Here is a 13,055-nt window from a genome sequence, read left to right on the forward strand (position 1 = left end):
GACATGTAGTTCGTCAATGTTCCCTTCCGACAACGTGACCCAGCGCGCCCCTTCATGTCGGATAGCCTTGTAAATTGCCGCGATGTCCTCCTGGTCTCGACTGACTCGGTCGATCGACTCGGAAAGGACGATATCGACATCGGCGACACGGGCGAGGAGGGCATTCAGCCCAGGCCGGTTCCTACTGGCGCCCGAAAGTGCGAGATCGGAGTAGACTTCGACGACCTCCCAACCTTCCCGCTTTGCGCGCTCGAGACAGAGGCGTGCCTGGTCTTCCGCAGACCGTTCAGATTGTTTGTCGGTGGAATAGCGCGCGTAGATCACGACTCGCGTCATGGTCCGACCTCTCCAGCTGTTTTCGACGCGCAATTTCCTCCCGTGCCGCATCGCGCGCAAGAGCACGCGCCAGTTCGAGCAATTCTGGAGGGCTCGTGGATGTCATTCGAAGACAACCTCGCACCGGAATCGCCCTTCCATCGAATCGCCATCGCGGATTCCGGCAGCAAGGAGCGCGGCCGATTTGGCAGCGTTGGTCAACGTCCGCCTCCCGTCGGCCCCTTTGGTAAAAGCGGTCGCGACCGCGAAGACGATCAGAATCTGTTCGACGGGCAATTGCGTGGGCGTCACGTTCGGGGTTCCTACCGATCGACCTAGGGTCGACCCGGACTAACTCAGATTCGGCCTGAATCTTCGAAAACCGAATGGGGCTGATCGGCCCTGATAGGCCGGAAACGGTCAGCGTCGTCGTTGCTCGAAGCCCCCGTCGGACCGTCTTTCGAGTGCTGGACGGGCGTTCGCCGGCCTCGGCACCCTAATTGGCCTTCAGGAGTATTCCCAATGCATCCGCGATGGAGGCCCAGATATGCTGAGGTCGCTACTCCGTGCTGGTTCAGACGATGCGCTCAGAATTCCTGACTCCTGCCATCGCAGCGCTCCTGCTCATGGGGTGCTCGTCGACCACCCTACGCTATCAGCGCGAGACCGCAGGGGGCGGCTATGCCGAGCAGAGAATCGGGGACGATCGTTACCGTGTGACCTATACGGCACCGCCGCGGACCCACCTTGCAGTTGTTGACCGGCTTGCGTTGCGACGGGCAGCCGAGCTGGCGCTCGCAAAAGGCTTCTATGGCTTCGTCGTCGCTGACCGTGCTGTCGTCCACGATGTCTATGTGCTGCCAACCACGAAAGGCGGGAGGGTGACTTATCGCGGCAGCTATCGCGACTGGCGCCGCTTCTGGCGTTTCTACTGCATCGGCAGGGGTTGGGATCACTGCGAGAGCGATCCACTCTGGCCATCAGGAGATGAACCCAGGCCTCATATCGAGGTCAGCTATACCGTCGCGTTCACGAACAGCCCAGGCGACGAAGTCATCGACGCGCGAACGCTTCTAGGCATGCAGGGGGCGGGGCAGGCGCACGGGCCCAAATAGATCTAACCTATTGCGCTGTACGTACCTTCGTCCCCGATTCGACCTTGTCGCCCGGGTGCAGAATGATCTGGTCGCCTGGGACGAGCCCCGCGAGCACCTGTCCCCAATCCTCGCTCATCCGGCCAATCCGAACGTTCACCGTCTCGGCGCGACCCTCCGTGCTCACGCGGAACACCTGCCAGGCATTTCCGCTTCGGAACAGGGCACTGATCGGCACGCGCACCGTCTCCCCCACCGACCAGGTCCGGATGCGTATCGTGGCCCGGAACCCATGGCCGAGTCGTGCCCAAGCCCGGCGCGGCTCGGTGAAATCGATTACGACGTTGACGCGCTGCTCCTCGACGCCGAGCGCCGAGACCTTGAGAAAGCCATAGGGTTCGATCAGCCGTACGCGCCCCTTGAGCGGATGATCGCCGCCCCAATCTTCGATCGACACTTCGGCGCCTGGGCTCACCTGGACGGCATCGGCCGAAAGCAGGTCCGTGACCAACTCAAGCTGGTCGGGATCGCCGATGGCGACCAAGGGGGTGCCAGCAGCGACGACGCGCGTGCTCTCCTGCGGCACGCTCAGCACATAGCCCGATATTGGCGCACGCACATCGACGACGCCGCGCCCGCGCATCCCTGCGCCTGGTGCGATCAGCGCGGCGCGTGCCGCATCGGCGCTGCGGCGTGCCGCTCGTTCGCCGTCGCGCGCGGCCCGCGCAGCGGCGCGGGCACGATCACGTTCCATGCTCGCTTCGTCGAGCGCTGCCTGAGCAACAAAGCCCTTTCCGCGAAGCGTCGACACGCGCGTACGCTGGCGCTCCGCCAGATCAAGCTGCGCAAGCGCCGCCTCCACTTCAGCGCGTGCCGCGTCGGCCTGCGATTCGAGTGCCCGGACATTGGCCGTCGCCTGCGCGAGCGTTCGCGCATCGAGTGCACCTGGTTCGGCCGGACGGATGCGGGCGAGCAGCGTCGTTCCGGCAACGACCCGCGCTCCTGGCTTCAACGGCACGCGCACCAGTTCGCCGGTGATCGGCGCGGACACCATAAACAGATTTCGCACGCGCGTCTCGGCGAGATCGTCGACTGTAGTCGCCATAGGGCCGCGGGTCACCTCGCCGACTTCGACCTCGGCCGACGGGGTTCGCGTCGCGACGAACGTGGCGGCAGCGAGGACGAGCACGATCAACGCGCCGATCATGCGGGGGCCGGTCAATAGTTTGCGGGCCATCGTCACTCCCTCGTCTTGAGCGCGCGGACGAGATCGAGCCGGTCGACCCGGCGGCGGATGATGAGCGCAGTGATGCCGGCGGCGGCAGCGATGACGAGCGCGCCTTGGCCGAACACGCGCGGATCGATGAAATAGGGAATGGTGAAGAGGTCGCTGCTGAACTGCGTCACCAGGAACCGCCACAGTGCCATGCCGCCGAGGATGCCGATCGGTAGCGACAGGATCACGAGCAGCGCCTGCTCGCCGAGCAGCACGAAAGCGACCTCGCCGCGGCGGAAGCCGAGCACTCGGAGCGACGCCAGATCACGCGCGCGTTCGGACAGACTGATTCGGGCGCTGTTGTAGGCGACACCCATCACCACCAGCACCGACAGCCCGGTGTAGAAGATGGTCATGGTGTTGAAGTTCTCCTGGACCGTCGCTCGGATCGAATGGAGCGCCGCCGCCTTGACGGTGATGCCTGCCACCATCGGGCTGTCCTTGAGCCGCGAATAGATGCGCGGCAGCGCAGCCGTATCGACCTTGAGATAGGCGCCCGACAGCGTGTTTCCTTCGCGCATCAGCCGGTTGAGCAGCGCGCGATCGATGGTGGCAGAGCTTCCGAACGGGGCATCGAGCACATCCGTGACGACCAGGCGCAGCACCGGCCGCTCGCCCTCGGTGACACGTGCTTCGATCGCATCTCCTCGACCTACTCCGAGCTCGCTCGCCATCTGCCCGGTCAGCATCACGCCTCGCGGCGGCGGATCGAGGACCTTGCCTTCGACATCGACGACGCGATTGAGCTCGCCGCCGGCATCGACCCCACTGATCCCCTCGCGCGTCTTGCGCGGCCCGGCGACGAGCCGGGCATCGGTCGCCCGCAGCGGCTGGACGCCAAGCACGCCCGGGATGCGCTGCAGCTCATGAAGGGCGCGCTCGTCGCGGCGCTCGGCGAACAGCACCAGCAGGTCGGAGCGGTCAGCGCTGCCGAAACCGATCTCGATCATCCGCTCGATGCTGCCCGGGCTCGCCTGTGAGACGATGTAGAGCGACAAGGCGGCGCCGAGCCCGATCACCGAGAGCAGGCTGCGAACCGGGCGGCGGAGCAATCCGCGCAAGACGATGCGCGTCGGCTCGTCAGGACCGATGCCGGCAATCCAGCGGCCGACCCGCCCCGAATAGTCGGACGGCGCCGGCGGCCGCATCGCTTCCGCCGGCGTGAGTCGCGCTGCGCGCCATACCGCGGTTGCGGCGCCCAGCGCCACCGGCACCAGTGTTGCGGCGGCGGCGATCCAATAGACATCGGCGTCGGCGTCGAAAGCGAGGAAAGGGAAGGAATAGAAACGCTGGTAGAGGCCGGCGAGCGCCCGTCCCAGCCAGGTACCGAGGCCGATTCCGAGCGCAAGGCCGCCGAGCGACAGCAGCAGCGCGAGCTCGACGTAGTGGAGCAGGATCGCTCGCCCCGGAAAGCCGAACGCCTTCAAAAGCCCGATGATCTCGCGCTCGGTCTCGACCAGCCGGGCGAGCACGATGTTGAGCAGGAACGCGGCCACCAGCAGGAACACCGGCGGCAGCACCCCGGCCATTGTCTTCAGCTGGTCGATCTCGCTCGCAATGAAACGGTCGGAAATCTGCTGCTCGCGATCGTAGGCGCCGATGCCGCCATAGGGCGCGAGCAGCAGATCGAGGTGCCGTTCGACCTCCTCCGGCTTCGCGCCGGGCGACAGCCGAACGAGCACATCGTTGAACGCTTGGTTGAGATCGAGCGCCGCGGCGAGCGGCTCGCGGCCCATCCACAGGATAGCGAAGCGACGATTGTCGGGAAACACCTGCCCGCCGCCGATCGCATAGACATATTCGGGAGACAGCACGGTCCCGACGAGGCGAAGCGCGACCTGCTTGCCGTAGAGCACGGCGGTGATGCGATCGCCGGCCGACAGGCCGGCCGCTTGCACGAACGCTTCATTGGCGACTACCTCCTCGGGGTGGCGCGGATCGGGGAAGCGGCCGGAGCGGAGCACTAGCTGGTTGAGCGCATCGCCTCTCGCCTCGGGAAGCGAATGGACGCGCGCCGACACGGGCTCGGCAACTTGGGCAACGTCGAGAGTCGCGCGCGTGCTCACCCGGCTGTCGGCGGCGGCAACGTCGGGCAGCGCGCGGACTCTGGCGATCATGGGCTCGGGCGCGCGCACGAGCGGCGCGAACACATCGGCGAAGCGGTACCGATCATAATAGGCCGAACGGCTCGTCTCGAGCGAACCGATCAGCCCGACCGCCATGACGACCGTGCCGACCCCGGCCGCGATCACCAGCGCAATCGCTACTGCCTGGCCGCGCAACCGCCAGAGGTCGCGCAGCAGCTTGATGTCGAGGGTCGAGCCCAGGCGCATCACCAGCTCAGCTCCAACGGGGAAATGCGGGTCGTATTGTGGCGCATCCCGGTGATGCGGCCGTCGCCGAACAGGAATACCTGGTCGGCGATGTCGGCGATCACGGCGTTGTGGGTGATGATGAAGGTGGTGGTGCCGAGCTCACGGTTGATCTGGTCGAGCGCCGCCAGCACGCGCGTGCCGGTCTGGCTGTCGAGCGCCCCGGTGGGTTCGTCGCACAGCAGCACCTCGGGACGCTTGGCGATGGCGCGAGCGATGGCGACGCGCTGCTGTTCGCCGCCCGACAGCTCGGCGGGGAAATGGTCGAGCCTGGCGTCGAGCCCGACCAGCGCCAGTGCCTCGGCCGGATCCATCGGATCGTTCGAGATTTCGGTGATCAGCGCGACGTTCTCGCGCGCCGTCAGCGAGGCCACCAGATTGTAGAACTGGAAGACGAAGCCGACGCTGCGGCGGCGATATTCGGTGAGCGCATCATCGTCGAGCTCGGTGAGGTCGCGGTCGTGGAACCAGGCATGGCCCGCGCTCGCGTGATCCAGTCCACCGAGGATGTTGAGCAGGGTCGACTTGCCTGATCCTGACGGCCCAAGCAGCACGACCATCGTGCCCGGATCGACGGTGAAGTCGACGCCGCGCAGTGCCTGCACGGCGTTGTCGCCTTCGCCATAGACCTTGGTCAGGCCCTCGACGCGATAGACCGGATCATGCCGACTGCGCCTGTTCAGGTCTTTTGCGGCCGGCATGCATCGGCCTAGGCGGCAAGCACCGCCGGCACCCGCTCTTCGATGCCTTGCGTGGTTTCGGCCTCTTCGGCGAGCATATCGGCGAAAGCGTCGACCGCGCGTTCGACCATGCGAGCCCAGGTCATCGAACGTCCATGCTCGTAAGCGCGAGCGGCCATACGAGCGCGGCCTGCATCATTCGCGAGCAACGCGCCGACCGTACGGGCAAAGCCGGCGACGTCGCCGAAATCGACCAAACGGCCGCGGCCGTCGGCGAGGAGCTCGACGGCATGGACGTAGGGGGTGGAGACGATCGGCTTGCCAAGCCCGAAGGCGTAGGCGAGCGTTCCCGAGGTGATCTGCGCCGGGTTTCCGTACGGCGTGACGTAGACATCGGCCGCGGCGATGCGATCGATCAGCGCCTCTTCATCGAGGAACCGCGCCTCCCAGCGTATATGCCCGCCGACGCCGAGCTCGTGGGCAAGCGACTGCAGACGCGCGCGATACGCCTCCCCTTCGTGCGCGACGAGGTGCGGATGCGTCGCCCCGACGATCGAATAGAGCGTATCGGGGCATCGCGCGAGGATGACGGGCATCGCCCGAATCATCGTCTCAATACCCTTTCCGGGCGACAGAAGGCCGAAGGTCAGAACGGTCTTGCGGTCTTCGAGCCCCAGACGGGCGCGCGCGAGCGCAGGGGTGACATAAGGTCGATCCGGCACCCCATGCGGAATGACGGCAATCCGTTCGGAGGCGACTCCATAGCGCTCCTCGAGGATCGTGCGGGCACGCTGCGCCATTACGATCAGCAACTGCGCATGCTTGAGAAGGCGCTCCATCACCGCGAACTGGTCCGCATTGGGGTCCTCGAGCACGGTGTGGAGCGTCACCACCACCGGGAGGGCGAGGCGATTGAGCAGTTCGAGCAGATAGATGCCGGCCGGGCCGCCGAAGATACCGAACTCGTGCTGCACCCACAGCAGGTCGGCTCCGCTCCTGGTGATCGCGGCCGCAGCGGCGCGATAACTGCCGATGTCCTCCTGATCGACCGTGCGGACGACGTTTGGCGGGAAACGGTAGCTCTGGCCGGGATCGGCCATGGCATAATGGTCGACGCGGATGTCCGGGAAGCGCATCGTGATGGCGTCATGGACATGGCTGGTGAAGGTCGCGAGGCCGCATAGGCGCGGCAGCGAATTGCCGAGCAGCGCGATCCGCTTCGGCCGTGGCCGGGACGGAACCAGTTTCCGCGTTCCCGGGGAATCAACCAGGCACTCGTCCGCAGTTGCTCGCATGCTTGCCTCCTCCATTGCGGGATGGAGGCGAGCCTATCCGTCGTGGTCCCCGGCCCGCATTAAGGGATTGTCCGAGGTGCGGTGCACGCCTTCTCCGCCGTTTACGAGAGGGGGTTGGGACCGCGAGAAATCTCGGCGGAGATGTCGCAAGCTTCGCGACTGGTGAGGCGCCCGCTGTCGGCGGCGGATGGACGGGTTGCTGAAATCTTGCTGCCGATGCCATGCGCATTTCCGGCAGGGATCTGCGAAATAGCGCGGGGCGGCACGGGCGGCCGCTCCGCGCCGAAGTCGTTTCAGGCGAAAGCGATCTCGTCCTCCACCCTATTGACCCCCGGAACCGACCAGGCGGCCTGCTCGGCGACCCGACGTTCATTCCAGCCGTGGACCTCGCCGCTCAATTTTACTGTATGACCGGCCACGGAGACGCTGATCGCATTTGCATCGAGCGCGCTCTGGCGTTTGATCGCTGTCATGATCCGCTCGCGGACGTCGGCAGGTGACGGTTCGCCCTTGATCTCGACACGGTTGTTGACGCCCTTGACTCCGGTAATACGGCCGGCAGCGGTCTGAGCGGCTTTCTTCTGATAATTCCACTCGACGTCACCACTGAGCGTCACCCAGCCGTTCTCGACACGAACCTGGATGCGTTCGTCGGGGACGGTGACATCCCAGCGGAATAGCTGGAGGATTCTCTCGGCAATCTCCGTGTCGGAAGTCTTGGGATCACTCGGAAAGCGCACCTTGATCTCCTCGGCGATTGCCTTGACACCGTTCACTCGCGCCGCCGCTCGTTCGGCGGCCATCTTCTGAGCATAATTGGGCACATGGCCGGTGAGGGTGACGACACCGTCCTTTGCCATCACGCCGATCTGGCCGTGCTCGACCATCGGCTCGAAGGCCAGTTCGTCGAGCACGTCGCGCTGCAGTTGGCTGTCGGTCTTCATCATATTGCTCCTCGTCCCAAGAATCGCCCCGACCAAGTGCGGGACGCGTGATGATTCTCCCGGCGGGTACCATCGGATATCCGGTTGATTCCGGACGGTGGCCGAAAGGCGGGGAGCGACGGCTACTCCTGTTGTCGGCCCGCGTTCGGTATCTGGGTGCCGCACGCAACGTGTCAGCGGTGGCGAGTTGGTTGATCACCAGCTCGGACAAGCGTGGCCTCTGCCGGTCGGGTCTCCGGTCATCGCGCGGCCTGACGACCACATCATCGTAGATTCCCGCATCGCCAAGGGCGCCCGGGAGGGTTTAGCTGCCGACGACCTGCGCAGGGATGACGCCGATGGCCAGACCGACCCATATTTTGGTGGCAACCGATGGCTCGGATCCCGCTGGCCGGGCGGTGAGATTGGCCGCCGAGATCGCCGGGGCCACAGAAGCCGATATGACCATCCTGACGGTTGGGCATGAGCTTTCGCCTCACGAACTTCGCCAACTCATGTATGCCGAGGGTGATGGGGGCGCGGCCGTCGATACGCTCGCCGAGGAACTGCTTGCGGCCGCAAAGGCCGAGGCGAAGTCATCCGGTGCCGCAGAGGTCCAGACCGTCACCGTTTGGGGGGATCCGGCCGAGGTGATCCTCGATTACGCACGCACTGGCGAGGTGGACCTCCTCGTGCTCGGGCGACGCGGTCGCGGCCGGCTCACCGCGCTTCTGCTCGGCAGCGTTTCCCAGAAGCTCGTGTCGCTTGCACCATGCGCAGTGATGATCGTGCCTTGAATCCCAACGCAATCAGCGAGCGCGGCACGGATTCGTGAAAAGTCGTACGTGGGATCAGGAATCGATAGGGAGGAAGCGTAGAACTCACTTATCACAAGCCGCGTTTTGAAAAGTGGAAGCCGATGCCGGCTTTCACGAACGGAGTGAGGAATTGTGAGGTGTGCCAGTTAGGGAAGGCAAGATCGCTGCGGGTGCGGTCTGTGGCGCGACGTCAATCCGGTTGGCTATCGCCACGACGCCGCCGACGCGCGCGGCAGCCCGGCGCGCTGCATGCCGTTGGTACGCGCGTTCGGCAATTCCGCTCAACGCCACACAGCCATGGACGACGGAAACCTCGAAGGCGTCCGTCGGGATGGCCGCATCAAGCGCGAACATCTTCCGGACCCGATCGGCTATTCGTTCATCCCGGCCCTTGTCGGCAGCGCTCCCGAAAATCCTGATCTCGTCCACCACGCACCGGACGGCCCGGATGCGCCCTGCCGCCGCGACCGCCGCCTCGCGCATTGCCAGGTTGGGAGACCATCCCGAGAGCGTGACGACGCCGGAGCGCACGGCCACACCAAGAGAATCGGGATCGACCTGCCGATCGTCGGCGAATGCATCGCGTATCATGTAGGCGAGCATGTCGTCGCCTCTCGCGATCTCGGTCTGCAGTCGTGCCCGATCTGTCATGCCGTTCACCCGCCCGTTCAGCATACCCCGGCGCGCATTTCCGCAAACAGCCGCTCGACATCGGCTGGTCGCGCAAGCTGCGTGCCCGGTGCCAGCAACGCAGCCGCGCCAGCCGCGATTCCGCGCTGCACTGCTTCTTCGATCGAACGGCCCTCGCAAAGTGCGAGCGTGAGCGCCCCCACCATCGAATCCCCCGCGCCGATCGAGCTCACTACCGGTACCGCCACCGGCGCGAACCGGCTTGCGCGGTCACTCGTCACCAGCAGCGCTCCTTCCGATCCAAGCGAGACCAGCACGGTTCGGGCGACTTTTTCCCGGATGAGCGCGCGCGCAGCGGAAGCAAGCCGATCATCGTCGGGCAGATCGTTCCCCGCAAACCCTTCGAGTTCGCGCCGGCTGGGTTTTACCAGCAGTGCGTCCAATCCCCCGGCAAGCTTGAGGCCGGCTGCTGAGGTGTCGAGAACGATCTGGGCGCCGAGCCTCTCCGCGACACCGCGCAGATCACTCAGGAATTGTGAGCCGATGCCGGGCGGGAGGCTTCCGCTGACGACGAGATGGTCGGGCGCCACCGGCAGATCGAACAGCGTGCCAAGCAGCCACCCCTGCTCTGCGGGAGTGAGCGTCGGGCCGGGCAGGACGAAACGATATTGCGCGCCCGTGCTGTCCTCCGTGACAGCGAAGCTCTCGCGCGTGTCGCCAGCGATCTGAGTCTCGGCGAAGGCAACCGCCTCGGCTTCAAGCAAACGGCAGATCATCCGCCCGGCCGGGCCGCCGGCAGGGAACAGAGCGGTTACGGCGCCGCCCAGCGCGTGAATGACGCGGGCAACGTTGATCCCGCCACCGCCGGGGTGGTGCAGTGGCGGCGTACAGCGCAGCTTATGCGCCGGTACGAGCTTCGGCGTGCTCGTCGCGACGTCGAGCGCCGGGTTCAGCGTGATCGTTGCGATCGTGTTCATTCGGCGGCCTCGGCCACGCTCGCTTCCGCCTCCGCGAGACGACGAAGCGTCGAAACGAAGCTGTCGGGATTGAGCGAGATCGAATCGATCCCGTGCTCGACGAGGAAGCGGGCGAAATCCGGATGGTCGCTCGGCGCTTGTCCGCAGATGCCGACCTTGGCCCCGCAGGCGTGCGCGCGCCGGATAAAGTCGGCGATGGTCCGGGTAACCGCCGGATCGCGCGCATCGAAGCTCGGCGCGAGCAGTTCCGAATCGCGGTCGATACCGAGGAGGAGCTGGGTGAGATCGTTCGATCCGATCGAGAAGCCGTCGAACCGGGCGGCGAACTCCTCGGCTAGCACGACATTCGAGGGAATTTCGCACATCATATAGATCTGGAGGCCGTGGTCGCCGCGTGCGAGGCCGTGACGGGACATCTCGGCGAGGACGAGATCTGCTTCCGCGATGGTGCGACAAAACGGCACCATTACGATCACGTTGTCGAGACCGATCGTCTCGCGCACGCGCCGCAATGCCCGGCATTCGAGCGCGAAGCCTTCGCGATAGCGTTCGTGATAGTAGCGCGAGGCGCCGCGGAAGCCGAGCATGGGATTGGCCTCGTACGGTTCGAAATCGGCGCCGCCGATCAGATGGGCATATTCGTTGCTCTTGAAGTCGCTCAGCCGCACGATCACCGGCTGGGGATGATAGGCCGCCGCGATCCGGGCGATGCCCTGCGCCAGCACGTCAATGAAATAGTCGCGCTTGTCGGAATAGCCGCTGGTGCAGTCATCGATGATTCGCCGTGCGTTCAGGTCGGTGACCTGCTCGGGGTGGACCAGCGCCATCGGATGGATGCGGATGAGGTTGCTGACGATGAACTCCATGCGCGCAAGCCCCACGCCCTTGGCGGGCAAGCGCCACCAGCGGAATGCGGCAGCGGGACTGGCAAGGTTCACCATCAGCTCGGTGCGGGTCTTCGGAAGCGAGCCGAGATCGACCTCATCGCTGTGGAACGGCAGCGCGCCGGAATAGACGTGCCCCCGGTCTCCTTCGGCGCACGAGATCGTTACCTGCGTCCCATCGGCGATCTGCCGCGTGGCGTCGCCCGTGCCGACCACCGCCGGCACGCCGAGCTCGCGCGCGACGATCGCGGCGTGACTGGTCGGCCCGCCATGGTCGGTGACGATGCCGGCTGCCTTACGCATCACCGGTCCCCAATCGGGATCGGTAGTCTCCGCCACCAGGATGGCGCCTTTCGGGAAATCGGGAAGATCGGCAGCGCTCCGCACGATCCGCGCCGGGCCGCTTGCGATCGCCTCGCCGACCGCCGAGCCGGTGACGATCGCGGCGGCTGTCGTGTCGAGCCGCCATGCCTTCAGCGTAGCGGGCGCTGCGTTCGCATGCACGGTCTCGGGGCGCGCCTGGACCAGGAAGAGTTGGCCGGTCTCGCCGTCCTTGGCCCATTCCATGTCCATCGGCACGCCGTAATGGTCCTCTATGACCGCCGCCCAGCGCGCCAACTGCAGGATCTCCTCGTCGTCGAGGACGAAGCGGCTTCGCTCGTCGCGGCTGGTGTCGACCAGCGCAGTGCGTGCGCTACCGCCCGAGGCGTAGACCAGCTTGCACGCCTTCTCGCCGACGCGCTTCTCGAGGATCGGCCGCAGGCGCCCGTCGCACAGCAGCGGCTTGAATACCATGTAGTTGTCGGGATCGACCGTGCCCTGAACCACCGGCTCGCCGAGCCCCCAGGCCGCGCTGATTACGGCGACGCGCGGAAAGCCGCTTTCGGGGTCGAGCGAGAACATCACGCCCGAGCCGGCCAGATCGGAGCGGACCATCAGTTGGATGCCGATCGAGAGCGCGACCTGGAGATGGTCGAAGCCCTTGGCTTCGCGATAGGCGATGGCGCGGTCAGTGAACAGCGAAGCGAAGCAGCGGCGGCACGCGTCGAGCAGGGCGCGCTCGCCGACTATGTTGAGGAATGTCTCCTGCTGGCCTGCGAAGCTCGCGTCGGGCAGGTCCTCGGCGGTCGCGCTCGAGCGGACGGCAACCGCCGCCTCGCGCTTGCCGGCCCGCCGTGAAAGCGCGCGATAGGCGGCGACCACCGACTCCGCCAGTGCCGGGGGAAGCGTCGCGTCGAGGAATAGCCGCCGGATTGCCTCGCCCGTCTCCTCGAGCGACCGGTCGCCTGAGCGGAACGCCCGAATCGCCTCGGCCAGTGGATCGCCGATGCCGCATTCGGTGACCAGGGACCGGTAAGCGTGCGCCGTCGTCGCAAAGCCGCCGGGGACCCGTACTCCGTGGGCACCGAGCGCGTTGATCATCTCGCCGAGCGATGCGTTCTTGCCGCCGACGCGCGGAACATCGTCGCGCCCGATGGTGTCGAACCAGGCGATGAGATCGTCCGCCCGCACAGACGGTTCCAGAAGAGCTTGGTGTGTCATAGGGTGAGAATGTGCAAGGCGGAGGCTGGCCGATATTGGGGAAGATACGCAGTGCCGATGCGTCAGGCGGCCACGCAAGGAAATCGGTGCGCTGGCACGCATATGCCTGATGTCGCTGAAGGATCGGGTTCGACTCGTCCGAGGGAAAGTCGATCGGTTTCCTATCGCGGCGCGTCTTCCGGGCGGCAGGTGATGGTGTCCGCGCCGATCTGCGGCCCTACCGTGCCTCTCTAGCCCTCGTCTGACTTC

Annotated in this window: 12 protein-coding genes (1 of these 12 running past the window's edge); 2 read left to right on the forward strand and 10 right to left on the reverse strand. The window is 65.7% G+C overall.

Annotated features, from left to right (window positions below):
• Both LZK98_RS20645 and LZK98_RS04520 read right to left on the reverse strand, forming a co-directional pair.
• Positions 1-387, reverse strand: the 5' end (the start) of a protein-coding gene (locus LZK98_RS20645) for a recombinase family protein (RefSeq protein ID WP_406694169.1). 1,299 nt of this gene lie to the left of the window's left edge; the window shows 387 of its 1,686 coding nt (coding positions 1-387); the start codon lies at positions 385-387; its stop codon lies beyond the left edge, outside the window.
• A gap of 51 nt (positions 388-438) precedes the next feature.
• Positions 439-627: a hypothetical protein gene (locus LZK98_RS04520; protein WP_233785214.1), complete on the reverse strand. Its 189-nt coding sequence runs from the start codon at positions 625-627 to the stop codon at positions 439-441.
• Between the two features lie 254 nt (positions 628-881).
• Here LZK98_RS04520 and LZK98_RS04525 point away from each other — a divergent pair, with 254 nt between their 5' ends.
• Positions 882-1,430: a CC0125/CC1285 family lipoprotein gene (locus tag LZK98_RS04525; protein ID WP_233785215.1), complete on the forward strand. Its 549-nt coding sequence runs from the start codon at positions 882-884 to the stop codon at positions 1,428-1,430.
• Positions 1,431-1,437: 7 nt separating this feature from the next.
• On the opposite strand, the gene LZK98_RS04530 is transcribed toward LZK98_RS04525, so the two are convergent.
• From LZK98_RS04530 to LZK98_RS04550, 5 genes are all read right to left on the reverse strand, one after another.
• Positions 1,438-2,646, reverse strand: coding sequence for an efflux RND transporter periplasmic adaptor subunit (locus tag LZK98_RS04530; RefSeq protein WP_233785216.1), 1,209 nt, complete (start codon positions 2,644-2,646; stop codon positions 1,438-1,440).
• Between the two features lie 2 nt (positions 2,647-2,648).
• On the reverse strand, positions 2,649-5,018 hold the full coding sequence (locus LZK98_RS04535) for an ABC transporter permease (protein WP_233786505.1): 2,370 nt from the start codon (positions 5,016-5,018) through the stop codon (positions 2,649-2,651).
• Complete coding sequence (locus tag LZK98_RS04540) at positions 5,018-5,758, reverse strand: ABC transporter ATP-binding protein (protein WP_233785217.1); 741 nt, start codon at positions 5,756-5,758, stop codon at positions 5,018-5,020. Before LZK98_RS04540 ends, LZK98_RS04535 begins: the two co-directional genes overlap by 1 nt.
• 8 nt (positions 5,759-5,766) lie before the next feature.
• Positions 5,767-6,837 (reverse strand): glycosyltransferase, encoded by a 1,071-nt coding sequence (locus tag LZK98_RS04545; protein ID WP_233785218.1) that lies wholly within the window; start codon positions 6,835-6,837, stop codon positions 5,767-5,769.
• 488 nt (positions 6,838-7,325) lie between these two features.
• On the reverse strand, positions 7,326-7,976 hold the full coding sequence (locus LZK98_RS04550; RefSeq protein ID WP_233785219.1) for a BON domain-containing protein: 651 nt from the start codon (positions 7,974-7,976) through the stop codon (positions 7,326-7,328).
• A 338-nt stretch (positions 7,977-8,314) separates the two neighbouring features.
• Here LZK98_RS04550 and LZK98_RS04555 point away from each other — a divergent pair, with 338 nt between their 5' ends.
• Positions 8,315-8,752: a universal stress protein gene (locus LZK98_RS04555; RefSeq protein WP_233785220.1), complete on the forward strand. Its 438-nt coding sequence runs from the start codon at positions 8,315-8,317 to the stop codon at positions 8,750-8,752.
• A 132-nt stretch (positions 8,753-8,884) separates the two neighbouring features.
• Here the strand turns inward: LZK98_RS04555 and LZK98_RS04560 are convergent, their stop codons facing one another.
• From LZK98_RS04560 to ppsA, 3 genes are read right to left on the reverse strand one after another with little or no spacing between them, the layout of a single operon-like run.
• On the reverse strand, positions 8,885-9,448 hold the full coding sequence (locus tag LZK98_RS04560) for a BON domain-containing protein (RefSeq protein WP_233785221.1): 564 nt from the start codon (positions 9,446-9,448) through the stop codon (positions 8,885-8,887).
• Entirely contained in the window at positions 9,442-10,380 is a 939-nt protein-coding gene (locus LZK98_RS04565; RefSeq protein WP_233785222.1) for a 1-phosphofructokinase family hexose kinase, read from the reverse strand. The genes LZK98_RS04560 and LZK98_RS04565 overlap by 7 nt, the downstream gene beginning before the upstream one ends.
• The gene (ppsA, locus tag LZK98_RS04570) at positions 10,377-12,776 is read right to left on the reverse strand and encodes a phosphoenolpyruvate synthase (protein WP_233785223.1); all 2,400 of its coding nucleotides are present in this window, start codon (positions 12,774-12,776) and stop codon (positions 10,377-10,379) included. The genes LZK98_RS04565 and ppsA overlap by 4 nt, the downstream gene beginning before the upstream one ends.
• Positions 12,777-13,055: the final 279 nt, after the last annotated feature.

It is taken from the genome of Sphingomonas cannabina (genome assembly GCF_021391395.1).
Taxonomy (GTDB): Bacteria; Pseudomonadota; Alphaproteobacteria; order Sphingomonadales; family Sphingomonadaceae; genus Sphingomonas; species Sphingomonas cannabina.